The sequence below is a fragment of the Spirosoma humi genome (genome assembly GCF_054776575.1).
This window is the reverse complement of record NZ_BAAHBR010000002.1, coordinates 146069-171261: the sequence shown is the minus strand read 5'-3', so window position 1 is coordinate 171261 and position 25193 is coordinate 146069. Positions and strand designations below refer to the sequence as shown.

Genomic DNA, 25193 nt, shown 5'->3' with positions numbered 1-25193 from the left:
ACTACTGATTTTGCGAAAACCCAATAAGTACCTGCTCATCCTGCTTGTCACCATAACGGCCTACGTGCTCTTCGAGTACTACCGTCCGAAGCCGATTGACTGGAAGGCGACCTACGAGAACGACGATAAGATTCCATTCGGCACACAGGCTTTGTTTGAGCTACTGCCGGATGTCATCCAACCGTCGACGATCGAAACGGTACGTTTGCCGATCTATACGCTATTGACCGAAAGGAAACTGTCAACGCCGAGCAATTACGTAGCCATCTGTCAAAAGTTCGACGCAGATAAAAATGACCTGAAGCAGCTATCTGCCTATGTTGCCCGCGGCAATAATGCATTTATTTCGGCTTATGAGTTGCCCGATTCGCTGGGCGTGACCCTTGGTTTTAAAGCGGAGGTAAAAGACGAGTCGAAAGCCGATTCCACCCTACGGCAGAACTTCGTTAATCCGTCGTTGCACACAGAGACGGGCTATAATTTTTTTCATGATGACGGCCGTAATTTCCTAACAATTAAGCGACCCACCCTCATTACGATTTTAGGCCGTAATGGGCGAAAAGAGCCCACTTTTATTCGTATCAACTATGGAAAAGGGCATTTTTTCATTCATAATTTACCGCTGGCTTTTACGAACTACTATGTTCTGGACCAGAAAACGGCCGATTACGCGTTTAAGGCACTTACTTATCTGCCCCCCCGGACAACCTATTGGGACGAGTACGCGAAACAAGGGCGGTTCAATGAAGATGAGCAGTCTATTTTTCGGTATATTCGTTCCCAGCCAGCCCTTAACTGGGCTTATTATCTGGTGGCGTTTGGCTTGATTTTTTACGCGATTTTTGCCGGGAAGCGAACACAGCGTATCATTCCGGTTGTCGAGCCCCCAGCCAACACGTCGTTGGATTTTGTGCAAACCATTGGCCGTATGTACTTCCAGCAGGGAGATCATGAAAACCTTGCCCGCAAGAAAATTCAGTATTTCCTGGCCGATCTTCGCGAACGGTACGGCCTTAATACAACCAGTCTGGACAAGGAATTCGTCGAAGCCCTGTCTCGAAAAAGTGGCGTCCCACTCAACGAAACGGCCGATCTGGTACGGCTTCTTCGCGACGCCCAGAAAAGCATATCCCTGTCAGAATTTGATTTAATTACCCTGAACCAGGCAATGGAAAACTTTAAACAAGCTATCTGAACCGCTTGGGCGGCCCCATCAGGCCGCTCAAGCGGTTCAGACATTCCTTATGGACTCTTTACAAACTCGCTTAGACCTTACGTCGCTTACGACTGCCGTTGAGGCCATCCGCACCGAGGTCGGAAAAGTCATTGTTGGGCAGCATCAGACGGTTGATTTACTCCTGACGGCGTTGCTCGCCAACGGGCATGTGCTTATCGAAGGGGTGCCGGGTGTTGCCAAAACACTCACCGCCAAACTACTGGCCAAAACCATGTCGGTGGGCTTCAGCCGGATTCAGTTCACTCCCGACCTGATGCCATCCGACGTTCTGGGCAACTCGGTCTTTATGCCCAAAACCGGCGATTTTATTTTTCGGCAAGGCCCTATTTTTTCCAACCTGGTACTCATCGACGAAATAAACCGGGCTCCGGCCAAAACGCAGGCGGCTTTGTTTGAAGTAATGGAAGAGCGCCAGGTAACTAATGATGGAACGACCTACCCGCTCGATGAGCCTTTCATGGTACTGGCTACCCAGAATCCTATTGAGCAGGAAGGCACATACCGGTTGCCGGAAGCGCAATTGGACCGATTTCTGTTTAAAATCATCGTCGGTTACCCTACCACCAGCGAAGAAGTCGACATTTTAAGGGGCAACCATCAACGGCGGAACCTGGCAGATGCGCTCGATGCCGTTAATGCCGTTCTGACGGCCGAGCAATTGTCAACGTTACGCGGGTTAGTGCATCAGGTTCATGTGGAAGATAAGCTGTTCGACTACATTGCCCAGATTGTGCAGACGACCCGGGTTACTAAATCGCTTTATCTGGGAGCGTCGCCCCGCGCGTCGGTAGCGCTGCTCAATAGCGCCAAAGCTCTTTCTACGCTTCGGGGACGCGACTTTATTACGCCCGAAGATGTGCAGGAACTGGCTCCCTCGGTACTACGCCACCGCGTGCTGCTCACCCCCGAACGTGAAATGGAGGGAGGCACAGCCGATGAAGTTATCAATCAGTTGGTACAGAAAATTGAAGTACCCCGGTAAAATACAAACCCTGGATAAATGACTTCGTGAAGCCACGGGTTTATGGACAACGGACACAGACAATAGACGTATCCCGATGAAGTGGATAGCGACCTTATTCATTAACGGCTTGCTGTACGATCGCAGGCAATGGCACATCAGTAGAAACTGGCCTGCCGGACAGAGGCTTCTGAGCGTACAGCAGGTCTTACGTACCATTGTTCTCTGTCTCTATGCTCCATTCCTTCACGCCCAGTCACCCAGCCGTGAGCAGCTGACCGGTACCTGGATTGGCGTTCACACCGAATGGGACAATAATTTCTTTTGTCCGTTGCCGACCTATATCCGGTTGGCTGCCGACGGGGCTTACCAGTTGGGCATGGTCGATAATTCAGCGCAGCCGCTTCTGTCAACCTGGGCCATTCAGGGCGACTCAGTGCGTCTGGATACCATCCATTATGCTCCGCGATTGGTTAGTGTTCAGCGTGATTTGCTTCGCATCGGGACACAATATCCGATGGTATTTCGAAAGTTTGGTGCTATTCCAATCGATTCAGCCAGTGCTTATGAGCAGCTCAATGGACGGGTGTGGCAATCAAATAACTTGACGATTAGCTTGTATGCCAACGGGCAGGTTAGTCTGGAAACCACGGGGACGAAAAAGAAAACGGCTCATTTCTGGCAAATAGTCCAGTTTGGGCCATCGGCATTTTTGGTTATCCGGGGAAATCAACGTAGTACCGATGGAGGTTTTAAGCCGCTTTGGCAGATTGCCGGTCTGAACTCAAACCAGATGCAGGCTATTGGCTGGAATGGCTGTGCCGTAACGACAGAAACATTTCGCCTGATCCGGACTATAGCACCGGATGAGGTATGCCGCCCCAGCGAGTTTCAGCCTTGCGACAATTGTTTCTCACAAACGTGGCATACAAGGCCAATCAGCAGCCCCACTAAACGCTACGAGCTTATGCAACTGATAAAGACCTATTACCAACCCGCTCACCAGGCCGATCAGTCGGGCCTGATCTGGGTTCGGTTCGTCGTTAACTGCGAAGGCGAGCAGGGCTCATTTGAGCTGGGTGGTTTTGACGAAGATTATTGTCCCAAACTATTCGATAGCCGGATAACGAATCAATTACGAGACATTTGTCAGACCCGCGTCGGAGCGGATCCGGCTTTGCGTCAACCACAACCGGCCAACCCTCCCCATGATGTATCGGTGGCAATTACGTTCCGCCTTAAAGATGGGCGCATAACCGATGTTCTGCCATGAAGCTTATTTTGATTCTCTGCCTTCTGGTTTCTATCTCAGTCTTCGCTCAGCCTGGCGAATACTATCTAAAGTCATCGGCCTCTACGCTGGCCGCTAACCGCCGTCCCGAACCCGGCTTTTTTGGTACGGAGAGCCATCAAAGAGGCCATTTTGATACTTCAGTGACCTCCGCTCAGAATTACCGCGCCCGCTTCTTCTATCATCTTTGGCGGTATGATTATGAAAAAGCTACGTTGTGGCTGGAAAAAACGGGCAACGCTTACCCTAAAGAACAGGGTATGGTCGGCGAGGTTTATCTAAGATCGCTGAAGGATTATCCGCGGGCGATCCAGCATTTTGACGCCTACGATGCTCTGACGCCCAACTTCGATGATATGATAAGCCATAATCCGGTCAGTTACATGAAGGGGCTGGCCTATCGCGGTCTCCATAATTACCCGAAAGCGATTGACCAGTTTTGCATGGCGATCGATTCACTCACCCGAAAGCATGGAGCCGAATGGGTCAACTATAAACATTTCGTTAGCAGGGCGGTGAGTTACATGGCCGTCGGACAGGCCGACAAAGCCCTGAACGATCTGGCGCAGGCGGCTAAAAATTTCAACCGAAGTGCGCTGGTCGCCTATCAGCGCGGACGGGCGTTTCTACAACTGGGCCGCCTAACCGAAGCCCGGACCGCTTTTCAGGACGCGTCATTTTTCGTTAAAGCCTTACGTGCCGAACGGGCAGGCGACTACCAGGAAGATGACTTCAATCCGATTTACGAAGAAGAAATTGACGAGGCTATTCATCAGTTAAAAAATCCACCCCATTGACATTCTTTCGCCCTCTTTTCGTCGCTACCCGTTTATGGTTTACGCTCACAGTACTTGTGCTGCTGTTTGTGGCGGCCTATGCGTTTCCAATTTTGTTTCCGCTGGTCCGGGTTGCCTTTGTAGTGTTTGTTATCCTAACGGGCCTGGACGCCTGGCTTTTGTTTCGGAATCAGGCACAAAGTGGCGTCTTCGCCCGTCGTGAAGTTCCTGACCGCCTGTCGAATGGCGATGAGAATCCGATTACGATTTACCTCGAGAATCAATACGCTTTTCGAACCCATGTGGAGGTGATCGACGAAATTCCGTTTCAGTTCCAACGACGTGATGTCCTGTTCAAAGCCAACCTGAACCCGCGCGAAACGCGGGCTATCCGCTATGAACTCCGGCCAACCCAACGGGGAGAATACAGCTTTGGTGCCGTCAACGTTTTTGCATTGTCGCCCCTGGGCTTGTTAAAACGGCGCTTTCAATTTGAGCAGGGCAAAATGGTGGCCGTGTATCCATCGTATCTGCAAATGCGGCAGTATGAGCTTCTGGCGGCTACCAATCGACTGAACGAAGTAGGTGTAAAGCGGATTCGACGCCTGGGGCATAGTATGGAATTTGAGCAGGTTCGCCCGTATGCCACCGGCGACGATGTCAGAACCATTAATTGGAAAGCAACCTCCCGTCGGAGCGATGCACAGGGAACATCGCTGATGATTAATGCCTACCAGGACGAACGTTCGCAACCCGTTTATTGCTTGATCGATAAGGGCCGCGTGATGCAGTCGCCCTTCGATGGCCTGACTTTACTGGACTATGCCATCAACGCCAGTCTAGTCTTGTGCAACATTGCGCTTATAAAACAGGATCGGGCCGGCATCCTGACTTTTTCTAATCAAATTGGGCAACTCCTCCCCGCCGACCGCCGTACAGGGCATATGCTGAGGATTCTGGAACTCCTGTACCGCCAGAAAACCCGATTCCTGGAGACAGATTATGAAAGCCTGTATGCCAGTGTCAGAACTCACATTCGCCAGCGAAGCCTGTTGCTGCTGTTCACCAATTTTGAAACGGTCAGTGCCATGCACCGGCAATTACCCTATCTGCGTCGGTTAGCCAAAGACCATTTGCTATTGGTTATTTTCTTTGAGAATACGGAATTGCGCAGCTTACTTGACCAGCCTGCCACGGATACCGAACAGATCTACCTAAAGACCATCGGAGAAAAATTCACATTCGAGAAGAAACAAATCGTGAAGGAGCTGGCTCAATATGGTATCCAAACAATCCTCACCGCACCGCAGAACCTGACCGCTGACACCGTTAATAAATACCTGGAACTGAAAGCTAGGGGAATGATCTGAAGCTGTTTAATTGTCGCCCAGATTCCCTTTTACGGACTCATAATTAGACTTCAGCCGCCCCATTTCTTTCGCGAGAAACGACTGCAACTGGCGATTAAACTCTTCTTTCTCCGAGTCGGGTAAAGACGCGTATAAATCTTTCAATTCCTGATTGATGGCCGCCCGCTCGGCATCCGTAGCCGCGTTGATAGAGCGGTAATGGTATTTTTTAAAATCGTACTGTTCCATTCCCTAAAAACTACTTACGCAGACAGATCAACCCTTTTGTCTGTCTGCTTTTTAGTAAAGATACACTTACCCATACTAAAGCAAAAGGCCCTCTTGGTTCAAAAGGGCCTCTTTGCTACGTTGTATTTGACTATATTTTATCCAGTTCAGCCTGTGCTTTTAGCCGTGCTTTTTCAATTCGTCCCGACACGATGATACTTACTTCATAGAGTAACGTCAGCGGTAAAGCTACCAGCACCTGGCTATAAATATCGGGCGATGGCGTGATAACACCAGCTACAACCAGAATCACGATCCAGGCATGCTTGCGGTACTCACGCATGTATTTCGGCGTTAAAACCCCCACTTTCGATAAGACATACGCCACCATTGGCATCTGGAATATCAGAGCGCAGCCCAGCGAGAGAGTTACGAGTATGCCGATGTACGACGTGATATCGAACTGGTTTTTAATTTCAGGCGTAATCTGGAAGTTCGCCAGAAAGTTGATGGCCAAAGGAGAAACGATAAAGTAGCCAAACAGTAACCCCATCAAAAATAGCAAGGAAACGAAAAATACAGCGCCACGGGCGGCTTCCTTTTCTACGGAACGTAGGCCAGGTTTGATAAACCGCCATATTTCCCAGAACGTATAGGGAAAGGCAAAGCACAGACCAATAATAGCTGACGAAGTCATGGCCATGGTAAACTGATCGGATACGCCAAGAGACTGCAGTTCGAAATTGAGTTTCTTCACACACAGATCGGCGTAGCCCGTTGTGTCAGCCAGTTTACACATCATCCGGTATGTCCAGAAATCAGGGTTTTTAGGACCCAGAATGACAACTCTGAAAATATCGTCTATGAAGACAAAGGCAATGATCGCAAATAGGAAAATGGATCCCACCGCCCGGATAATGTGCCAGCGGAGTTCTTCCAGGTGGTCCAGAAAGGACATTTCCTTGCCTTCGGACTCGATTTCTTCGTCAGTCAGTTGATCTAGTGGCATTGATTTAAAAAGCGAAAGAGTGAAGAGCGAAAGAGCGAAAGCAGGTAAGTAACGCGAGTTTGTAGCCACTCTTTCGCTCTTTCATTCTTTCGCTCTTTCGTCTTTAATGGTTAACTTTTATAGAGTGGAAATACTTTCATCCACTCGTTGATTTCTTCTTTTACGGTTGCCAGCGTGGCAGCGTCGTCATGATTCATCAGCACTTTGTCGATATATACGACGATTTGTTCCATATCCGATTCTTTCAGGCCGCGCGTTGTCATAGCCGCCGTTCCAACTCGTATACCCGAAGTGACCATCGGCGATTTATCATCGAACGGAACCATGTTCTTATTGATCGTGATATCGGCTTTAATAAGCGTATTTTCAGCTAATTTACCCGTCAATCCTTTCGAACGCAGGTCAATCAACATCAGGTGATTGTCGGTACCGCCCGAAATAATCTCATATCCCCGACTCAGGAACGCTTTGGCCATGGCCTGGGCATTGGCTTTCACCTGAACTGCATAGTCATAGAAATCGTCGCTCAGCGCTTCCCCGAACGCAACGGCTTTGGCTGCAATGATGTGTTCCAGCGGACCACCCTGTGTACCCGGAAACACACCTGAATCCAACAACGACGACATCGTCCGTGTTTCGCCCTTTACGGTTTTAATACCATATGGGTTCTCGAAATCATTTCGCATCATGATAATGCCCCCCCGTGTGCCCCGCAACGTTTTATGCGTGGTGGTGGTGACAATGTGCGCATGAGCGAGCGGATCATTCAATAAACCTTTGGCAATCAAGCCAGCAGGGTGCGATACGTCGGCCAGCAGGAGCGCCCCTATTTCGTCGGCAATGGCCCGCAGGCGAGCGTAATCCCAATCACGGCTGTAAGCCGATGCCCCGCAGATAAGCAGTTTAGGCCGTTCGCGTTTAGCCGTCTCCTCAACGACATCGTAGTTGATAACACCGGTTTCCCGTTCTACCCCATAGAATGTAGGACGGAAATACTTACCCGAAATATTGACCGATGAACCGTGGGTCAGGTGCCCACCGTGTGAAAGGTCGAATCCTAGAATAGTATCGCCGGGTTGTAAACACGCCAGAAAGACAGCCGTGTTTGCGTTGGCTCCTGAGTGTGGCTGCACATTGACCCAGCTAGCTCCGAAGAGTTCTTTGGCCCGGTCAATGGCAATTTGTTCCACCTGATCAACCACTTCACAACCGCCATAATACCGTTTGCCGGGAAGCCCCTCAGCATACTTATTGGTCAGGACGCTGCCAGCCGCTTCCATAACGGCAGGCGATACAAAATTTTCGGAAGCTATTAATTCAATACCCGACTCCTGCCGGTGCTGTTCTTTGGCAATTAGGTCAAATACCTGCGTATCGCGGGTGGTGGTGGCGGTCGTCATGCTACGAGCGTTTTTGTATTCGGTTATTATGATCCTTGGCTGCTTTTGCGAAATGGCAAACAACCAACTCATTAAGCTACAAAGGTACGGTAGAAAATGGTAGAATTTGGAAGATTTTGGGCACTATGCCGCAAGATGAAACCAACATTATATACGATAATTTTATCACTATCACCCTTTTCCTCTTGCCAACGCCTGATATTGGAAAGGAGTTATGCCCGTACTTAATTTAAATTGCCGGTGAAAATGGGAATTGTTGTTATAGCCGCACTCCAGCCCCACTTGTCCAACACTCATATCTACATTGCTCAGTAGCTTGCGGGCGTGCCCGATGCGCAGTTCATTGAGGTATTCGACAAACGTTTTTCGAGTACGATTCTTAAAGTACCGGCAAAAAGCGGCCGGGGCCATTCCGGCAATAGACGCTATCTGCTCCACCCTGACTTCTTCCCGGAAATGGCGCAACATGAACTCCAGCACGCGCTTCATCCGCTCAGTTTCAGCCGCCCCCGGCGCTAACTGGTATCCATCACTCGCCAGCAACTGGGCATTCTGGTCAGTTGATAACATGTTTAAGATGGCCAGCAAGCTCAGTACTTGAGTCAGCCCCGTTTGCTGTGGCAATTTCTCCATCAGGTCAGCGGTCGTCTGGCTCATTTCTGAACTAAACCGAAGCCCATACCGGGCGCGTTCTAGTAGTTCTCGCACGCTGGCCGCTTCCGGTATCGATGCCAGCCCCCGTTCGGTGAAGCTAGCCGGGAACTGTACCACAATCGATTCGGCCAGGTGTATTGAATCAGGCTGATAGAATTCATCATCATTCCGCCAGAAATGCGGCAAGTCAGGACCAAGCAACACTAAGTCGCCCGCTCGAAATGGCTCGACATGATCACCCACAAAACGTCGGCCGTGGCTCTTGACGATGTATGTCAGTTCGTATTCTGGATGATAATGCCAGGGAGCGTCAAAATAGAGTAACTCAAACCGGCGAACCAGTAGCGAACTCTGCTCATTGAACATTACTTTTTCGAAAAGGGCCTTCATAAAAAGTCTTATTTTAACCTATTCTCCGGGTCGCCGACGGTATACGCATCAAAATTAAACATGAATCTGTAAAATCTATGTTAACAGGCCCGGCACTTACAGCTTACTTTTGTTCTATAAATTATGCCAAACCAATTCCCAATGGAAGCTATACGTGATCGGGAGTTATTAATTAATGAACTAGATGCTCCTTATGTAGTCGAGCCCGAAGCGATCGATTTCTATCGTGCAAAAGGCTATATAAAGCTGAAAGATGTACTTAGCCCAGCCGTGCTGGAATACTATGGCTCCATCATCACCGATCTGGTCTTCAAGCTCAATACTCTGGTCAAGCCGATGGAAGAACGCACTACCTATGAGCGGGCCTTTCTTCAAATCATGAACTTGTGGCGCGAAGACGACCAGGCGAAAGAGTTTGTTTTCTCTAAACGGCTTGCCAGGATCGCCACCGATTTGATGGGCGTAAAGGGCGTCCGCCTTTACCATGACCAGGCGTTATATAAGGAGCCATCGGGCGGTATTACCCCCTGGCATGCTGACCAGTTTTACTGGCCCCTGGCATCGCCCAATACCATCACAGTTTGGATTCCACTCCAACAAATCCCTATGGAAATGGGGCCACTGGCCTTCGCCGAAGGTAGCCAGCATATTGAGATCGGACGCGATATAGAGATCAGTGACGCCAGCGAAAAGATTCTTGCAGACGAATTACAGAAGCAGAATTTTCCGATGAACGATACCCCCTTCGATCTTGGCGAAGTGAGCTACCATGCCGGCTGGACATTCCACCGGGCCGGGCCCAATGTTTCCGACCAGCCGCGCAGGGTCATGACGATGATTTATATGGATATGGATCAGATTATTACCCAGCCACGCAACAAATTTCAGGTAGCCGACCATGCCAAATGGCTCGATAACGTTCCTGTTGGCAATCACCCAAAAGACAACCTGAATCCTATTTTATTCAGTTATTAACAAACAGCTTTCGTATTTTTACTGAGAAACCCCGGTATGTACCGGGGTTTTCTTTTGTAGTTAGCTTACAAATGGAAATATTTTTGTTCAATTGCTGTTCAGCTACCAAACCATCACTTACCCAAAGCGGTATGAAATCATTTAGTACGCTCGTTGTGTGGCTGTTACTTCCGCTCGCTACGTTTGCCCAAATTATTAAACCAGTTTCCTGGACATACAAATCCACCAAGTCTTCGGCAAAAATTGGTGACGTTGTCGAGATCCGTTTTACGGCTGCGATCAAAGACGGGTACCATATTTATTCTTCTGATGTAAACCCTAAAATTGACGGTCCTCTGCCCACTGTCATTAAGTTTACTCCTAACAAGACCTATGAATTAGTTGGAAAAATAAAGCCAGTCAGCAAGGTAGAAACCAAATTCGAAGAGGTATTCGAGGGCGATACGTATCTAATGCACGGACCCGCCCAGTTCTCTCAACGCATCAAACTATTAGCAGACAAGCCCATTATCGAGGGAAATATTGATTATCAGGTATGTACAGACAGCGACGGGCAATGTATTCCGGGTAACGACGACTTTGCCATAACGGGTTTATCGGTAGAGGGCTCAACGGATGCTCCAGCCTTGGCCGTCACGGCAACAAATACCACATCGGCTACAACGCAACCGACAGCCGAAGCAATGGCTTCCGACACAACACCAGCCGTAGCGGCTACCAACGCATTGGAGCCAGTAGACTCAGCCAGTGCGACCACAGCCAGCGAACCAGACGCCGTTGTTAACGAAACCACCCAAGCTGCAGGCGGCTCATTGTGGAGTTTCATGCTGGCCGCTTTTCTGTCGGGTTTGGTTGCGTTGCTCACTCCCTGCGTATTTCCGATTATTCCGGCTACGGTCAGTTTCTTCACGAATCAGCAGGGCGGGCAATGGAAGGCGCTGTTGTACGGCTTTTTTATCATTGCCATCTACGTGCTTATTGGCACGGTCGTATCGCGGTTCAACGGTCCCGCATTTGCCAACTTCGTTAGCACCCACTGGCTGCCGAACATCCTGTTTTTTGCCATCTTCTTTATTTTCGGCCTTTCTTTTCTGGGCCTTTTTGAAATCGTATTGCCTAATTCGCTCATCAACCAGGCAGACGCTAAGTCGGAACAGGGTGGCATTGCCGGAATTTTCTTCATGGCCTTTACGCTGGTGCTGGTGTCTTTTTCCTGCACGGGGCCCATTGTTGGCAGTTTGCTGGTAGCCTCAGCCGGTGGCGAAGTGATCAAGCCTATTCTGGGTATGGCGGCCTTTTCGTCGGCCTTTGCCATTCCGTTTACCCTGTTTGCGGCCTTTCCGCAATGGCTCAAAAGCCTGCCTCGCTCGGGAGGATGGCTCAACTCGGTAAAAGTCGTATTAGGCTTTCTGGAACTGGCACTGGCGCTGAAGTTCCTGAGTATTGCGGATCAGGTGTATCATTGGGGATTGCTCGACCGTGAGGTATTTCTGTCACTCTGGATCGTTATTTTCGCCCTGATCGGCTTTTACTTTCTGGGTAAAATTCGGTTGCCGCACGACAGTGAAACCAAATTTGTCAGCGTTCAAAAGCTACTGTTAGCTATTGCCACGCTTTCGTTTGTGGTCTACATGATTCCCGGACTCTGGGGTGCTCCGTTGAAAGCGCTGTCTGGCTACTTACCTCCCGAGACATCACAGGATTTTAACCTGCACAATCAGCAAACGGTGGCGCCATCAGCGAACAGCCTAACGGAGAGACCAAAATACGGCGATCTATTTCGTCTGCCACGTGGCTTACAAGGTTTTTTCGATTACAAACAGGCGTTGGCTTATGCCAAAAAGGTAAACAAGCCGGTCTTCATTGACTTTACAGGACATGGTTGTGTCAATTGCCGCGAGATGGAAGCGCGTGTCTGGTCAGATCCGGCGGTAATGTCACGCTTGCAGAACGACTTTGTCATTTTGGCTCTTTACGTCGACGACAAAACCGAATTGCCCGAGGCCGAGTGGTACACGTCGACGTACGACCAGAAAGTTAAGAAGACGATTGGTGCTCAAAACGCCGATTTACAGATTACGAAATTCAACAACAATGCACAGCCGCATTATTGCCTGGTCAACACGGATGGAAAGCTGCTCGTGTCGCCCAAGAACTACGACCGGGACGTGGCGCATTTCGTAGCGTTTCTGGATTCAGGAAAGGCCAAGTTTTAACTATTATCAAGTACGCAAGTACATTTAGTTTAGCGTACCCTGGATTAACTTTTTGTCGCGTTGAACGATCCGCGTAACAAAAAAAATCTATCACATTTTCTCTGCTATTTCCCACGGCTCGTGTTCTCACGGGCCGTTTGTGCACCCGCCGAATTTACCTGTCGGGGCATGGCCCGTGTCCTCACGGTTTGTCATTTTTTAAAAATGCCATTGCTCGATCAACAGCAATTCTCCGCTCAACAGTCAATGAGAAAGCTTATAAAACAACATTCAGCTGCATGTCAGAGACGAATAAAACATCGCATAACAAAAATCCCCGCCAGTGTCTGGCGGGGATTTTTGTTATGCGATATGATAAAGTAATCTAAGCAGCCGTCTCAACGTGTGCTGCCTGAGCTTGTACCAATTCCATATCCGGTTTCGATTGATCGGCCACGCTTACCCGGCCGCGTTCTTTGCGAACGATGCGCGAGAAAAGCGAAATCTCCTGATCGAACAGAAAACGGAAGAACAGTTTTACAAACGAGGTATGGTATTTCAACGTATCGTAATATTCCGGAGCGCTTTTCTTGATCTCGGGCAGCTTGTTCCAGGGAATAGACGGAAAGTCGTGGTGCTCATTGTGGAACCCCACGTTCAGGTTAGGGCCATTAAGCGGACCGTAGTAGCTATAAGTTTCCTGTTCTGGGTCGAGTGTCAGAAAATGCTCCTGAATCCAGCGGGCACCCAGTGGATGAAAACCGACGGAGAAGAACAGGCAAAGGCCCATAAAAGCCAGCGCCTTCCAGCCAAAAAACACGACAATTAACACGTCGAAGGTTAGTTGTACCGCAAAGTTTAGCATCACCCATTTATCGAAAACGGCTAATTCTTTCATCCGAAGTGTGCGAACACCCTGAAAAAGTGGGAACAGCAACAACCAGATCGCTTTGCCGATAGCGTAATTTTTAATCAGTTTAGCTTCATACCAGTCGGGCAAATCGGCATCCAGTTCATGAACGCCCTGAAAGGCGTGGTGCTTGATATGGAAACTTTTGAACGTAAGCGCTGTGGGGAATACGGTTGGCAAATTAGCTAAGATACCCGTCAGCATATTAGCCTCCGGCTTGCGAAAGATCAGGTTATGGGCCGCTTCGTGAATGCAGACAAACAGGGTATGAGCTGGAAAGGCACCAATAAACCAGGCCGTTGCCACAACAATCCACCACGATTGATCCCGCACTAAGTAGGCCAGACCAGTCATCAAAACCACACACCCCAGGGTAACCCAAAACGTGGTTGGATTCTTTTGCCCAATCAGTTTTTTGATTTCAGGGTGTGATTTGAGGATTTGCCGGGTACGAATGCGATGAGGCTCGGAAGCGGTCGAACGAACAAAATCAGTTTGCATTGTCATAAATTAGGTATCGCCAATACAGATTCGGTAAATAACGAGAAGTAAAATTAACACAATTCCAGATTGAATACCTACTCATGCAACCAAAATTCCCCTTATTTTAACGGTATTCTCATACCAAACAAGAAAGGCGAAGTCAACTGACTCCGCCTTTACTAATTCAGGTTGATTCAATGGAAATTACGTAGGAATGGTAGGAGTATTCATTAATAACCTATTGGGAACGAGTAGCCCAGCGACAAAGCCACCCCCCGATTTCGAACATTGACGTTTACGACGGGCACCTGCACCTGACGGGTAAAGCCCTGTGTGTAGCGGCCTTCGATAAAGAATTTACCCGTACCCGCATCCATCGACAAGCCCAGTCCGCCAACGGCACCCACGTCCCAACGGCTCAGCATACCGCCGTAGTTAACATCCACATCGTATGGACGAGTCGTAACAAGTGCCGATGCCCGTGTGCGGATACGGCCATCAAGGGCATAACTTACCGCAGGGCCAGCAATTAAGTAAGGCTGCACCGCACCGTCGGTCAGGTTGACTTTGAACAGCAGAGGCACTTCAATATGTTGTGACTGGTAAGCAATCGTTGCGCCAATCGGCAGGGTAAATCCACCCACGTTGAGGTCAAACCCCTGTTTTATCGCTACGCCTTTTTGGACATAAGCCACTTCAGGCCGGAACGACACACGCTCACTTAAAGGGATATCCAGAAACAGAGCACCCGTGGGTCCTACGGATGAATGAAAGTTGGGGGTCAGGCTACCCAGGTATTCCGGTTTGGAAGCGAAGCCCCAGTTGGCACCACCCCGAACACCGATCTGAACCTGGGCAAAAGACGTTTGAGTAGCAAATACACCCAGCAGGGCAATGACACCGGCAAGCACAATTCGTTTCATGGCTGTATAAAAAAACTGATGAGAAAAAGGTAAACCTGAACTTGATTGTGTACACTGTCGGGCGATAGGCTCTCTGTTTTTAGTAGCGAATTTGACGGTTAGAGAGTGCAGCCAGGCAAAGGATTAATGCTATTTGAAATTTTCTTAACTATTTTTTGAAAGTTATTGGTGAGAGTAACCCTATTACTTGTTTCTCCTTTATGAATGAGCCAGTTGCAGTTTTTATTGAAAACATTGTTGGGGCCTCGTAACTTTACCAATTACGTGCGACGCCTAACCTACCAATGAAATATATAAAGCCTACCAAATTCAGCTATCTGCCAAAGTTTCTGATGCCTCTGGATATTCTGGGCTTTTTCGAGTGCGACCCATTTGGCAACTCGCTGGTGATCAGACGAATAATCATTGCATTGGTAGGCTGGCTAACCTACGCCCGCTATACAGTGGTGAACCGAATTCAGATCCAGGGAACGGAAAATCTGGAGAATCTGCCCATCAACAACGTCTTGTTCCTATCAAACCACCAGACGTATTTTGCAGATGTCATCGCCTTCTTTCACATCTTTTGTGCGGTGAAATGGGGGTTTCAGAATACCATAGTCCCACCGGTTTATTTACTTGGGCCCAGGGCGCGGCAGTACTACGTGGCGGCTTCGGAAACGATGAAAAAAGGAATTGTGCCGCGCGTTTTTGCAGCGGGCGGTGCTATTACGATTGAGCGCTCCTGGCGCGCTGAAGGGCGCGAAGTACAACGGGCTGTCGACAATACGGCCAACGAAAAAATCGCGAAGGCACTGGCCCACGGCTGGGTAGTTAGTTTCCCACAAGGCACAACAACGCCTTATGCGCCCGTCCGGAAAGGAACCGGCCACTTAATTAAGAATAACGAGCCTATTGTAGTACCCGTCGTCATTAATGGGTTTCGACGGGCCTTCGATAAGAAAGGATTACGGTTCAAAAAGCGAAATACACTCCTTACGGTTCAGTTCAAGGCTCCGCTTCAATTTGGACCCGACGATACAGTTGACGACATCGTGGCCAAAGTTCGCCACGCCATCGAGCAGGATGCGCCGGAATGGGTCGAGTAAGTAAGCTGTTACGACGAACCACCGTAAACATTAAACCTATAAAAGCCAGCGAAAGAAAATATAGAGCGTGAAGGATAGCAGTACGGATACGGGCAGGGTTAGTACCCAGGCGAGTGCAATGTTTCTGACCGTTCCTGCCTGTAAGTTTTTAACGCCTTTGTTAGCCACCATGCTCCCGGCAATACCAGAAGAGAGGACGTGCGTCGTACTAACGGGTAATTTCAGGCCAGAAGCTAAACCAATCATCATGGCAGCGACTAGTTCGGCCGAAGCCCCCTGCGCATAGGTAAGGTGTTGCTTACCAATTTTCTCACCTACCGTTACCACAATCCGGCGCCAGCCGATCATGGTGCCGAGTCCCAGCGATAAGGCAATCATCAGAATTACCCAAAGAGGTGCATAATCCGTAAATCGGCGTAAGCCACCTTCTTCACCTAAATTCCTGTTCAACTGAGCGATCTGATTGGCGCTCAAATTTGATCCTTCATCTTCAACAATCTTTTTCACGTTGCTGTTGATCAGCAGCAGGTCCCGGCGCACTTCCAGCCGCTTCTCATTTGGAATTTTATTGTCAACGAGCGGCCCATTTACTAAACTGCTTAACTCAGCAAGCTCTGCATTCGTCTGCACCAGGCGAGCTCGGTTAGCCGACGATAAATGGGTGGAGTCAACAGACCCCATCGTTTGCTGAATTGTCGTAATGTTTGTCTGCATCAGGTGCGGATCAAGATCGGCTTTAACCGCGAAGTGATAAGGGACAATACCAATCAGGATCAGCATGATCAGGCCGACGCCTTTTTGTCCATCGTTGCTGCCATGAAAGAAACTCACCAGCGAGCAGGTCGCGATCAATATCGACCGAATCCAGGTGGGCGGCTCTGTGTTTTTCTTCGGCTCTTTAAAAAGTTGATCTTTGGCTTCTTCGGGTACAGATCGGCGCAGGATAAACATCAGCACGATAGCCAAACTAAAACCAAGTAAGGGCGACAGTAACAGGGCGTAACCCGTTTCGATAGCCTTTTCCCAGTTGACAGCAGCACCGGTTTTGTTTTCGGGCATGGTCGCAAACGCCAGCCCAACGCCCAGAATGGATCCAATCAGGGTGTGCGAGCTGGAACTGGGCAAGCCAAAATACCATGTTCCAAGGTTCCAGATAATGGCACTTAACAACAGGGCCAGCACCATAGCCACGCTATGATACACGTTCTGATCGACCAGTAGTTCGACCGGGAGCAGGTTTACAATACCCATTGCGACACCAATTCCGCCCAGCAGAACACCGGTGAAATTGCAGATACCCGACCACACGACGGCAACCGTTGGTTTTAGCGAATTGGTGTAAATAACCGTGGCAACTGCATTGGCGGTGTCGTGGAAACCATTAACAAATTCGAAAGCACAAGCAGCGAAGAGGCTGATAAATAGGAGGATAAAAACATCCGTTTCTAATCCAAACATAAGCGGAGTATCTTCTGTAATGAAGCGAACGGTGGGTCCGTAAGCTGATGATTGCCACAAAAGTACGTGAAACTGTTCACAGCCGTATTACTAAATTGTTAAGCAACGCGGTACAATCAGAAAGTCGCCTTGCTCCCAGTGCTCAAAATAAGTAATTTAATCGTAGCCATCCTTTTTGCTACTTTTTACCGGCCAGTTGTCCACAGGCAGCATCAATGTCTTTACCACGACTCCGGCGGACATTCACCGTTACCCCTTTGTTCTCCAGAAAGCCAGCGAATTTGTCCAGTGTTTGGGGGTCCGTATTTTTAAAACTGGCCTCCGCAATAGGATTATATTCAATGATGTTGACCTTGGCCGGTACCCGTTTCGTGAACTTCCAGAGTTCCTGGGCGTCCTGCAGCGTATCGTTGAAATTGTAGAAGAGTATGTATTCGAATGTGATTCGGGTGCCCGTCTTTTTGTAAAAATAGGCAAGTGCGTCACCCAAAACCTCCAGCGTATTGCTCTCGTTTATGGGCATAATCTGATCGCGTTTCAGGTCATTTGCCGCATGAAGTGATAGGGCCAGGTTGAATTTAACCTCATCGTCGCCCAGTTGCCGGATCATCTTGGCAATACCCGCCGTCGACACCGTAATTCGCTTGGGCGACATACCCAAGCCCTCGGGCGAGGTAATGCGGTCTACTGACTCCAGCACATTTTTGTAGTTGAGCAAAGGTTCGCCCATGCCCATATAGACGATGTTTGTCAGGGGCGAATCGTAATTTTCTTTAGCCTGCCGGTCAATGGCTACCACCTGATCGTAAATTTCGGCGGCATCAAGGTTGCGCTTCCGATCCATGTAACCCGTTGCGCAGAACTTACACGTGAGTGAGCATCCTACCTGGCTCGATACACAGGCGGTCATTCGGTCATGGGAACCCTCATCACGGGCGTCAGTCCGCAGAGCCGGTATCAGTACACCTTCAACCAGATTACCATCAAATAGTCGAAACGATGACTTGATGGTTCCATCATTACTTTTTTGCTGCTGATCGACCGTCAACGGTCGAATTTCGAAATGTTCGTTCAGCAGTTCGCGCGTTGGCAGCGACAGGTTGGTCATCTGCTCAAACGAAAGCGCAGACTTTTTCCAGAGCCATTCGTGCACCTGTTTGGCCCGAAACCCCTGTTGATTATTCTCGGTAAACCAGTTTTTTAACTGAGCAGCGGTCAGTTTACGGATATCTTGTTTCATTTGTTCAATGAGTGAATGTGTGAGTGATGAAATGATTGAATGCAGCCGGATGGTATTCTATAAATCAATCATTCTATCATTCACTCACTTCTATCGGCTCGCCATTTCTTCCCTGCGTCCAATCCTTTAGGTACCCAAACAGCGGCTTTGTCCATCACCTTCGGCGCTATTGGCCTGATATACGGATAGATAAGGGCCTTTTCGGTTTGGCGGGCAGGCATTTTGACGCCCATATAGCTGAACAACCAAAGAATAACACTAATTCCAAACACCCACGTAAAAACGCCTACCGTGGCACCCGCTACACTGTCAAACGTGCCCAACACGGTGTACTTAAGCGACCGCCGGATGGCAAAACCCATCTGGTTGATCATCACTACCGTTGGAAAAAAAATGACGGAGAAGCCTAACCAGGGCAGAAGTTTACGCGCAATTTCGCGGCTGATGTATGGACTAAGCAAGTCAATACCGAACGCCAGAAATTTGAACCCGATAATCATGGCCACGACAAACGCAATGACCGCAACGATCTCCACCAGAAGACCTTTACGGTATCCGTTAAAAGCCCCCCAGGCCAGGGGAACGAGCATGAGTAAATCGAGGGTATTCAATGAATAAAGAGTGAAAAGCGAAAGAGTGAAAGAGCGATTAAGCTTTTCACTCTTTCGCTTATTGTAAAAGCTGTTTCACCATGGCCGAAATCGCCTTCCCATCGGCCTGTCCAGCTAATTCTTTGGAAGCGACGCCCATAACTTTTCCCAAATCGGAGGGCACCGATGCACCCAGACGGGTCATGATCGCCTGTAATTTTGTTTTCAGCTCATCTTCCGATAACTGCTTGGGCAAGTATTGTTCGATAACCGCGATCTCAGTTTCCTCAACGGCTAATAAATCAGCCCGGTTTTGTTGGCGATAAATATCGGCCGAGTCCTTTCGTTGCTTTACCGCTTTGGTCAGAATCTTGGTTTCATCCTCGGGCTTCAGATCGCCGGATTGGCCTTCTTTCGTTTCTTCAAGCAAAATCATCGATTTTACGGCCCGTAACGCCCGCAATTTATCCTGATCTTTTGCCAACATGGCCTGCTTGATATCGGCGTCTATTTGTTGTTTTAACGACATAACTGTACTGGTGAATGAACGAATGAGTGAGTGAGTGAATAATAATAGTGAACCATCACTCTTTCGGCAAAGTTACGAATCAACACAACCTATTCCCTAATTCATTCATTCGCTCATTAATAGGTATGACTCGTTTAAGCGTTAACATCAATAAAATTGCCACCATCCGCAATGCGCGGGGCGGCAACAATCCCAATCTTGTCAACGTCGCCCTCGACTGCGAACGCTTCGGTGCCCAGGGAATCACCGTTCACCCGCGCCCCGACGAACGGCATATTCGGTATCAGGATGTGCTGGATTTACACGACGTGGTATCGACTGAATTCAATATCGAAGGCAATCCGGACGAACGTTTCATTGAACTGGTTAAACGGGTAAAACCGGCTCAGGTAACTCTCGTTCCGGATGCGGTCGATGCCATTACGTCCAATGCTGGTTGGGATACCATTCGGCATGCCGATCACCTTCGTCAATTGGTCGAAACGTTTCAGGCTGATGGAATCCGGGTATCTATTTTTGTCGATGCCGATGAGCGTATGGTGGACGGCGCTAAAGCTGTTGGCACAGACCGGATCGAATTGTACACCGAACCGTATGCTGCTCATTACGCCGAAAACCGGGAAGCCGCCGTTGCTCCTTTTGTCCGGGCGGCCAAACGCGCCATTGAGTTAGGGTTGGGCCTAAACGCGGGGCACGATTTAAGTTTGGAAAACCTGCGTTTTTTCGATGAACAAGTCCCTGGTCTTGAAGAAGTTTCCATTGGGCATGCTCTCATAAGTGATGCATTGTATTACGGCTTGGAAAACACGATTCAGATGTACCTGCGTTGCCTGAACCGGACGGCGGAACCGCAGGGCTAAAGTTGATTAACCTGATCCATTTCAAAACTATTATTTTATAGTTAGTTCTGTTAATTAGCTTATAACCGAAATCGTAGTTCACCACAAAAATCCTGCAGGGCCGCCCGCCCGGTTCAGACATGGTTCATCAATTATCCGTCTACGAGTTTTTAGCAAAAGCACGTAACCTCCCCGTTATTGATGTTCGGTCGCCGGGCGAGTACGACCATGCGCATATTCCAGGGGCGGTGAGCCTTCCGCTTTTCGACAATGACGAACGGGCGCAAGTAGGTACCAAATACAAAAACGCGGGTAAAGATGCGGCCGTTTTACTGGGTCTAAACTTTGTGGGGCCTAAGCTGGCCGACTTCGTCAAGCAATCGAAAAAGCTAAATCCTCAAGACAAAGAAGTGCTGGTCCACTGCTGGCGGGGCGGCATGCGTAGTGGCTCCTTCGCCTGGCTACTGGATACGGCTGGCCTTACGGCATCGACCCTGATTGGTGGTTATAAAGCGTACCGAAACGAGGTATTGTCTAGCTTTGCCAGACCGCTGAAACTGATCATCATGGGCGGTAAAACAGGCAGCGGCAAAACCGACATTTTGAAGGAGTTAGCTAGACAAGGCGAACAGATTATTGATCTGGAAGGGTTGGCAAATCATAAAGGTTCGTCGTATGGGGCTATCGGCCAACTGGCGCAACCGGCTACTGAACAGTTCGAGAACCGGCTTTTTCATACGCTACTAACACTGGACACCAATCGCCAAATCTGGATCGAAGATGAGAGCCGAAACATCGGTTCGTGTTTTATTCCAATGGCCCTTTGGCAACAGATGAGAATCGCGCCCGTTGCCCTTGTCGACCTGCCGAAAGACAAGCGTGTACATCGCCTGGTTACCGAGTACGCTAATATTGACCACGGTTTGCTTGTTGAAGCGACCGAACGGATTCGTAAACGGCTCGGGGGAAAGGTAACTAAAGATGCGCTTGATGCCTTGGTTCGGCACGATTACGCGACCGTTGCCGACTTGACCCTCGGTTATTACGACAAAGCATATTTACACGGTCTTTCGCAACGCGAGGCAACCACGATTTTCCCCATCAATGCGCAGGAGGATAATCCTGCGCAAACGGCGAAGCAACTGATCGCATGGGCCGAAACCACGCAGCGTTGACTAGCGATTCTTTTTCTTTGTCTCGCTCATTCGCCGAATGACTTCCCGTTTGCTAAAGCCCAGATGCCAGACCGCGAAGCGTGTTTCCTGCTGGCCAAAGCAGGCTTCACAAATGAGGCTCTTGGATGGAACCGGTGAATTGTAAACGAAAAGCGTATCGTTGATTTTCTGAATGTTGGAAATGGCCGATACCTTCTGTTTAGCGCTATAGAGATAAGCATCCAGAATTTCCCTCTCCTTTGCATGCAAAGCCTGATTCTGTATATCTACCTCACCCAGCAAACGAATGTCCAGCGCATAACGCTCGGCAATAGCCTTAGCCCTGGGCAGGTTTTTTACCTGGCACAGTTTAGCCCGCTCAGCAGGGTTTGTTGTTTTCTGAAGCTGGGTGGTCAGTTCTTTTTCAAGCGCAGCGCTAATTTTTCCACCCAAATTATCAACCGTTTCTACTAAATCAGCATTGGTAATACGCTTGAGTTTCGAGTCGGCCATTTCCTGCTTTAGCTCGTTCGTATAGCGCACCCGCTCAGGATTGCAAGCCGTTAGAAAGCTGATTAATAGACCATAAAGTAGCAGGAAGCGTGTCATAAACAGGAACTTAATGAAGTTGGGTTTCGTAACTTATCTGAAAAACGATTCCCGTAGTCGCTTGGTTGCAATTGGCAAAGACAAAGTCGAACGGCCGGGATGTTGGACTACGGGATTTTCGTAAATTTGCTTTTTGTATCAGTAATCTCTCTTGCTGCTCCAGCAGAGCGGCAAAAAATATAAACGTATGCTTGATCAGTTAGAAGCCATTCGTGAACGCTTCAACGAAGTAGCTCAACAAATTGTGCAGCCCGAAGTGGTTTCGGACCAGAAGCGATTTATGAAGTTGAGTAAAGAATACAAAGATTTAGAAAAAATCGTTGTGCAGTATCAGGCGTATCAGCAACTGCTCGAAGAAATTGAGAACGCCAGAAAAGTGATCGCTACCGAAAAAGATGAAGATTTTCGGGAAATGGCCAAAGGTGAGTTAGATGAACTACTGCCACGTCGGGAAGCTCAGGAAGAAACGCTCAAAGAGATGTTGATGCCGAAAGATCCCAACGACAGCAAAAACGTTATTCTCGAAATTCGCGGAGGTACCGGGGGGGATGAGGCCGCCATTTTTGCAGGCGATATTTTCAGAATGTATCAGCGTTTCTGCGAGAAAATGGGCTGGAAAATGTCGCTTGTCGACTTTACGGAAGGAACATCCGGCGGTTATAAGGAAATTGTTACCGAAATTGAAGGAGAGGATGTATACGGCAAACTCAAATTCGAATCCGGTGTTCACCGCGTACAACGCGTACCGGCGACTGAAACCCAGGGCCGGATTCATACCTCGGCAGCCAGCGTAGCCGTACTCCCCGAAGCCGAAGAGGTGGATGTTGAACTTAATATGAACGACATCCGCAAAGACACATTCTGTTCATCGGGAGCGGGTGGACAGTCGGTAAACACCACGTATTCGGCCGTGCGGCTAACGCACATTCCGACGGGTTTGGTTGTGCAGTGTCAGGACGAACGTTCGCAGTTAAAGAACTTTGATAAAGCCCTTACAGTACTGCGGTCGAGGCTTTATGAAATTGAATTGCAGAAACATAACGACGCCATCGCTTCGCAACGCAAAACGATGGTGGGTAGTGGCGACCGGTCTGACAAAATCAGAACGTATAATTATCCACAAAGCCGCGTCACTGATCACCGCATTGGCCTGACGGTTTATAACCTTCCCGCCGTAATGGATGGTGGCATCGGTGAGTTTATCGAGCAGCTTCGTATCGCCGAAAACGCCGAACGCTTAAAAGAAGGGGCAGCGGCTTAATCTATTTTTTTCAATAAGAGAGGGTGTTTCTTAGGCGTAACCAGCTATGAGAAACACCCTTTTTTTGGGACCGCGTTTTCGGGGACCGTGGGGCTCGGCCCGTTACAAAGTTCTTAACCTGATCAACTTTGTCGGCTAAAGAAGCACCGTTTTTTCAGAAACAATAAGGGGCCATGTGGCAGTGACAAACTACAGATTCAGCAACTTTTTCAGCCGTTCATAGAAACCTGTATTGCGAAACGTAAACGATTTGTGCAACACATAATTGCTGATGAAACTTAATCCCATACCCGTCGTATGCGCGATAAGTTTGTTCAGATTTACGGCCTTCACGGAAAACGGAATGATGACAGTGGCAATCTGAAATTGCTGTACGGAAAAGTCATAGAGAAAGGAGGCACCATACACGGTTATTAAGCAGGAGATAATCGATACGAGTGTAAATTTGACCGCTTCCCGTTGCGTTTTAGCCGAATTCTTCGCGTTGAAAGCAAAGAGTTTTGTCAGGAAAAAGCCTGCTACAAAAGCAATTACATAACCTGCCAGTAACGCCTGCTGATAACTTAGTTGAAACCATTCCTGAAATAAACTGCCCGCTATAAGCTGTACTGTAGCCCCGATTGCAGCAACGATAAAGTACGCAAGGATATCCCTGCGATTAAAAAGCCCACCTGCCATAATTTACTAATAAGGGGGCAAAGCTAAATGTCATTTCCCATTAATCGGTATGTGACCATACAGGAATCCAATAACTACATCAAAAAAAAGTCCGGCTTTCCTGAGAAGGCCGGACTTTTTTTTGGCTGATTATTCCCTCGAAACTATCCCTGTACGTTTTCCGACGACAATTTCGCGCCGAGGTATTCGCGGTTCAGGCGAGCAATGTGATCGAGCGAAATTGATTTTGGGCACTCAACGGAGCAGGCACCCGTAAACGAGCATGCACCAAAACCTTCGGCGTCCATTTGAGCAACCATGCGTTCGGCCCGCTCTTTGTGTTCCGAATGCCCTTGTGGCAGAATGGCCAATTGCGATACTTTTGCCGAAACAAAGAGCATAGCCGATGCATTTTTGCAGGCAGCTACACAAGCACCACACCCAATGCAGGCAGCTGCGTCCATAGCCTCATCGGCAATCGTGCGAGGCACAAGAATCTCATTGGCGTCGGGTGCTGAACCGGTATTTACCGAAACATACCCCCCGGCCTGAATGACCCGGTCAAAAGCCGCCCGGTCGACCATCAGGTCTTTGATTACGGGAAAGGCTCGTGCCCGCCAGGGCTCAACCACAATGGTGTCGCCGTCATTGAACGAACGCATGTGTAGCTGGCAGGTGGTAGCCCCCGTTTGCGGCCCGTGTGCACGACCGTTAATATACATCGAACACATACCGCAGATACCTTCCCGGCAATCGTGATCGAAGGTGACGGGATCTTCCCCTTTACGGGTCAGTGAGTCGTTTAGCACATCGAACATCTCCAGAAACGACATATCTTCCGACACCTCGTCCAGGTGATATTCTACTAACTTACCGTCGGTATTACTATTTTTCTGTCTCCAGACTTTTAGGTTAATCTTCATGATAGTTCGTGGTTGGTGGTTTGTCGGGTGTGCGCTTAGCTGCCAGCAGCCGGAAACCGCACCC

General features: G+C 48.9%; 24 protein-coding genes. 11 read left to right on the top strand and 13 right to left on the bottom strand.

What is annotated here, in order from left to right:
• Positions 1-10 precede the first annotated feature (10 nt).
• From ACYU8Y_RS02545 to ACYU8Y_RS02525, 5 genes are all read left to right on the top strand, one after another.
• Positions 11-1195 (top strand): DUF4350 domain-containing protein, encoded by a 1185-nt coding sequence (locus ACYU8Y_RS02545; RefSeq protein WP_460933877.1) that lies wholly within the window; start codon positions 11-13, stop codon positions 1193-1195.
• A gap of 49 nt (positions 1196-1244) precedes the next feature.
• On the top strand, positions 1245-2219 hold the full coding sequence (locus tag ACYU8Y_RS02540) for an AAA family ATPase (protein ID WP_460933875.1): 975 nt from the start codon (positions 1245-1247) through the stop codon (positions 2217-2219).
• A 76-nt stretch (positions 2220-2295) separates the two neighbouring features.
• Positions 2296-3471, top strand: coding sequence for a hypothetical protein (locus ACYU8Y_RS02535; protein ID WP_460933873.1), 1176 nt, complete (start codon positions 2296-2298; stop codon positions 3469-3471).
• A complete protein-coding gene (locus ACYU8Y_RS02530; protein ID WP_460933871.1) occupies positions 3468-4286 on the top strand; it encodes a tetratricopeptide repeat protein in 819 nt (272 codons plus the stop codon). The genes ACYU8Y_RS02535 and ACYU8Y_RS02530 overlap by 4 nt, the downstream gene beginning before the upstream one ends.
• Positions 4283-5635: a DUF58 domain-containing protein gene (locus ACYU8Y_RS02525; protein WP_460933869.1), complete on the top strand. Its 1353-nt coding sequence runs from the start codon at positions 4283-4285 to the stop codon at positions 5633-5635. Before ACYU8Y_RS02530 ends, ACYU8Y_RS02525 begins: the two co-directional genes overlap by 4 nt.
• Positions 5636-5641: 6 nt before the next feature.
• On the opposite strand, the gene ACYU8Y_RS02520 is transcribed toward ACYU8Y_RS02525, so the two are convergent.
• From ACYU8Y_RS02520 to ACYU8Y_RS02505, 4 genes are all read right to left on the bottom strand, one after another.
• Positions 5642-5863, bottom strand: a complete 222-nt coding sequence (locus ACYU8Y_RS02520; protein WP_460933867.1) for a hypothetical protein — start codon at positions 5861-5863, stop codon at positions 5642-5644.
• 130 nt (positions 5864-5993) lie between these two features.
• Positions 5994-6851 (bottom strand): twin-arginine translocase subunit TatC, encoded by an 858-nt coding sequence (gene tatC, locus ACYU8Y_RS02515; protein ID WP_460933865.1) that lies wholly within the window; start codon positions 6849-6851, stop codon positions 5994-5996.
• A 110-nt stretch (positions 6852-6961) separates the two neighbouring features.
• Positions 6962-8251 carry a serine hydroxymethyltransferase gene (locus ACYU8Y_RS02510; RefSeq protein ID WP_460933863.1) on the bottom strand — a complete coding sequence of 430 codons (1290 nt, stop codon included), beginning with the start codon at positions 8249-8251 and terminating at the stop codon, positions 6962-6964.
• A 171-nt stretch (positions 8252-8422) separates the two neighbouring features.
• Positions 8423-9295 (bottom strand): helix-turn-helix domain-containing protein, encoded by an 873-nt coding sequence (locus ACYU8Y_RS02505; protein ID WP_460933861.1) that lies wholly within the window; start codon positions 9293-9295, stop codon positions 8423-8425.
• A gap of 141 nt (positions 9296-9436) precedes the next feature.
• On the opposite strand from ACYU8Y_RS02505, the gene ACYU8Y_RS02500 reads away from it, so the two are divergent.
• Both ACYU8Y_RS02500 and ACYU8Y_RS02495 read left to right on the top strand, forming a co-directional pair.
• Complete coding sequence (locus ACYU8Y_RS02500) at positions 9437-10270, top strand: phytanoyl-CoA dioxygenase family protein (protein WP_460933859.1); 834 nt, start codon at positions 9437-9439, stop codon at positions 10268-10270.
• A 131-nt stretch (positions 10271-10401) separates the two neighbouring features.
• The gene (locus ACYU8Y_RS02495; RefSeq protein ID WP_460933857.1) at positions 10402-12486 is read left to right on the top strand and encodes a protein-disulfide reductase DsbD family protein; all 2085 of its coding nucleotides are present in this window, start codon (positions 10402-10404) and stop codon (positions 12484-12486) included.
• 364 nt (positions 12487-12850) lie between these two features.
• On the opposite strand, the gene ACYU8Y_RS02490 is transcribed toward ACYU8Y_RS02495, so the two are convergent.
• Both ACYU8Y_RS02490 and ACYU8Y_RS02485 read right to left on the bottom strand, forming a co-directional pair.
• Positions 12851-13882, bottom strand: coding sequence for a fatty acid desaturase (locus ACYU8Y_RS02490; protein ID WP_460933855.1), 1032 nt, complete (start codon positions 13880-13882; stop codon positions 12851-12853).
• Positions 13883-14088: 206 nt separating this feature from the next.
• Positions 14089-14781, bottom strand: a complete 693-nt coding sequence (locus ACYU8Y_RS02485) for a porin family protein (RefSeq protein ID WP_460933853.1) — start codon at positions 14779-14781, stop codon at positions 14089-14091.
• 284 nt (positions 14782-15065) lie between these two features.
• Here ACYU8Y_RS02485 and ACYU8Y_RS02480 point away from each other — a divergent pair, with 284 nt between their 5' ends.
• Positions 15066-15869, top strand: a complete 804-nt coding sequence (locus ACYU8Y_RS02480) for a lysophospholipid acyltransferase family protein (protein ID WP_460933851.1) — start codon at positions 15066-15068, stop codon at positions 15867-15869.
• 36 nt (positions 15870-15905) lie between these two features.
• On the opposite strand, the gene ACYU8Y_RS02475 is transcribed toward ACYU8Y_RS02480, so the two are convergent.
• The 4 genes from ACYU8Y_RS02475 to ACYU8Y_RS02460 all read right to left on the bottom strand — a co-directional run bounded on the left by ACYU8Y_RS02475 (position 15906) and on the right by ACYU8Y_RS02460 (position 19686).
• Positions 15906-17327 carry an inorganic phosphate transporter gene (locus tag ACYU8Y_RS02475; RefSeq protein ID WP_460933849.1) on the bottom strand — a complete coding sequence of 474 codons (1422 nt, stop codon included), beginning with the start codon at positions 17325-17327 and terminating at the stop codon, positions 15906-15908.
• Positions 17328-17505: 178 nt separating this feature from the next.
• Positions 17506-18567: a dual-specificity RNA methyltransferase RlmN gene (gene rlmN / locus ACYU8Y_RS02470; RefSeq protein WP_460933847.1), complete on the bottom strand. Its 1062-nt coding sequence runs from the start codon at positions 18565-18567 to the stop codon at positions 17506-17508.
• An 80-nt stretch (positions 18568-18647) separates the two neighbouring features.
• On the bottom strand, positions 18648-19157 hold the full coding sequence (locus ACYU8Y_RS02465; RefSeq protein ID WP_460933845.1) for a CvpA family protein: 510 nt from the start codon (positions 19155-19157) through the stop codon (positions 18648-18650).
• A 79-nt stretch (positions 19158-19236) separates the two neighbouring features.
• Entirely contained in the window at positions 19237-19686 is a 450-nt protein-coding gene (locus ACYU8Y_RS02460; RefSeq protein ID WP_460933843.1) for a GatB/YqeY domain-containing protein, read from the bottom strand.
• Between the two features lie 125 nt (positions 19687-19811).
• On the opposite strand from ACYU8Y_RS02460, the gene ACYU8Y_RS02455 reads away from it, so the two are divergent.
• Both ACYU8Y_RS02455 and mnmH read left to right on the top strand, forming a co-directional pair.
• Positions 19812-20546 (top strand): pyridoxine 5'-phosphate synthase, encoded by a 735-nt coding sequence (locus ACYU8Y_RS02455; protein ID WP_460933841.1) that lies wholly within the window; start codon positions 19812-19814, stop codon positions 20544-20546.
• A gap of 119 nt (positions 20547-20665) precedes the next feature.
• Positions 20666-21700, top strand: coding sequence for a tRNA 2-selenouridine(34) synthase MnmH (gene mnmH, locus ACYU8Y_RS02450; protein ID WP_460933839.1), 1035 nt, complete (start codon positions 20666-20668; stop codon positions 21698-21700).
• On the opposite strand, the gene ACYU8Y_RS02445 is transcribed toward mnmH, so the two are convergent.
• Positions 21701-22288 carry a hypothetical protein gene (locus ACYU8Y_RS02445; RefSeq protein ID WP_460933837.1) on the bottom strand — a complete coding sequence of 196 codons (588 nt, stop codon included), beginning with the start codon at positions 22286-22288 and terminating at the stop codon, positions 21701-21703.
• 187 nt (positions 22289-22475) lie between these two features.
• On the opposite strand from ACYU8Y_RS02445, the gene prfA reads away from it, so the two are divergent.
• Positions 22476-23549, top strand: coding sequence for a peptide chain release factor 1 (prfA, locus tag ACYU8Y_RS02440; protein ID WP_460933835.1), 1074 nt, complete (start codon positions 22476-22478; stop codon positions 23547-23549).
• 189 nt (positions 23550-23738) lie between these two features.
• Here prfA and ACYU8Y_RS02435 read toward each other — a convergent pair whose 3' ends face one another.
• Together ACYU8Y_RS02435 and ACYU8Y_RS02430 are read right to left on the bottom strand one after the other, a co-directional pair.
• Positions 23739-24227 carry a GtrA family protein gene (locus tag ACYU8Y_RS02435; RefSeq protein ID WP_460933833.1) on the bottom strand — a complete coding sequence of 163 codons (489 nt, stop codon included), beginning with the start codon at positions 24225-24227 and terminating at the stop codon, positions 23739-23741.
• Between the two features lie 143 nt (positions 24228-24370).
• Positions 24371-25129, bottom strand: a complete 759-nt coding sequence (locus tag ACYU8Y_RS02430; protein WP_460933831.1) for a succinate dehydrogenase/fumarate reductase iron-sulfur subunit — start codon at positions 25127-25129, stop codon at positions 24371-24373.
• Between the last annotated feature and the right edge of the window lie 64 nt (positions 25130-25193).

Bases quoted from the DNA above. Each gene is read 5' to 3' on its own strand.
- ACYU8Y_RS02495 (WP_460933857.1), top strand. From the start codon at position 10,402: ATGAAATCATTTAGTACGCTCGTTGTGTGGCTGTTACTTCCGCTCGCT.
- ACYU8Y_RS02490 (WP_460933855.1), bottom strand. From the start codon at position 13,882: ATGACAATGCAAACTGATTTTGTTCGTTCGACCGCTTCCGAGCCTCAT.
- ACYU8Y_RS02535 (WP_460933873.1), top strand. From the start codon at position 2,296: ATGAAGTGGATAGCGACCTTATTCATTAACGGCTTGCTGTACGATCGC.
- ACYU8Y_RS02435 (WP_460933833.1), bottom strand. From the start codon at position 24,227: ATGGCAGGTGGGCTTTTTAATCGCAGGGATATCCTTGCGTACTTTATC.
- ACYU8Y_RS02455 (WP_460933841.1), top strand. From the start codon at position 19,812: ATGACTCGTTTAAGCGTTAACATCAATAAAATTGCCACCATCCGCAAT.
- mnmH (WP_460933839.1), top strand. From the start codon at position 20,666: ATGGTTCATCAATTATCCGTCTACGAGTTTTTAGCAAAAGCACGTAAC.
- ACYU8Y_RS02430 (WP_460933831.1), bottom strand. From the start codon at position 25,129: ATGAAGATTAACCTAAAAGTCTGGAGACAGAAAAATAGTAATACCGAC.
- ACYU8Y_RS02530 (WP_460933871.1), top strand. From the start codon at position 3,468: ATGAAGCTTATTTTGATTCTCTGCCTTCTGGTTTCTATCTCAGTCTTC.
- tatC (WP_460933865.1), bottom strand. From the start codon at position 6,851: ATGCCACTAGATCAACTGACTGACGAAGAAATCGAGTCCGAAGGCAAG.
- prfA (WP_460933835.1), top strand. From the start codon at position 22,476: ATGCTTGATCAGTTAGAAGCCATTCGTGAACGCTTCAACGAAGTAGCT.
- ACYU8Y_RS02510 (WP_460933863.1), bottom strand. From the start codon at position 8,251: ATGACGACCGCCACCACCACCCGCGATACGCAGGTATTTGACCTAATT.
- ACYU8Y_RS02485 (WP_460933853.1), bottom strand. From the start codon at position 14,781: ATGAAACGAATTGTGCTTGCCGGTGTCATTGCCCTGCTGGGTGTATTT.
- rlmN (WP_460933847.1), bottom strand. From the start codon at position 18,567: ATGAAACAAGATATCCGTAAACTGACCGCTGCTCAGTTAAAAAACTGG.
- ACYU8Y_RS02460 (WP_460933843.1), bottom strand. From the start codon at position 19,686: ATGTCGTTAAAACAACAAATAGACGCCGATATCAAGCAGGCCATGTTG.
- ACYU8Y_RS02475 (WP_460933849.1), bottom strand. From the start codon at position 17,327: ATGTTTGGATTAGAAACGGATGTTTTTATCCTCCTATTTATCAGCCTC.
- ACYU8Y_RS02505 (WP_460933861.1), bottom strand. From the start codon at position 9,295: ATGAAGGCCCTTTTCGAAAAAGTAATGTTCAATGAGCAGAGTTCGCTA.
- ACYU8Y_RS02480 (WP_460933851.1), top strand. From the start codon at position 15,066: ATGAAATATATAAAGCCTACCAAATTCAGCTATCTGCCAAAGTTTCTG.
- ACYU8Y_RS02520 (WP_460933867.1), bottom strand. From the start codon at position 5,863: ATGGAACAGTACGATTTTAAAAAATACCATTACCGCTCTATCAACGCG.
- ACYU8Y_RS02540 (WP_460933875.1), top strand. From the start codon at position 1,245: ATGGACTCTTTACAAACTCGCTTAGACCTTACGTCGCTTACGACTGCC.
- ACYU8Y_RS02445 (WP_460933837.1), bottom strand. From the start codon at position 22,288: ATGACACGCTTCCTGCTACTTTATGGTCTATTAATCAGCTTTCTAACG.
- ACYU8Y_RS02465 (WP_460933845.1), bottom strand. From the start codon at position 19,157: ATGCTCGTTCCCCTGGCCTGGGGGGCTTTTAACGGATACCGTAAAGGT.
- ACYU8Y_RS02500 (WP_460933859.1), top strand. From the start codon at position 9,437: ATGGAAGCTATACGTGATCGGGAGTTATTAATTAATGAACTAGATGCT.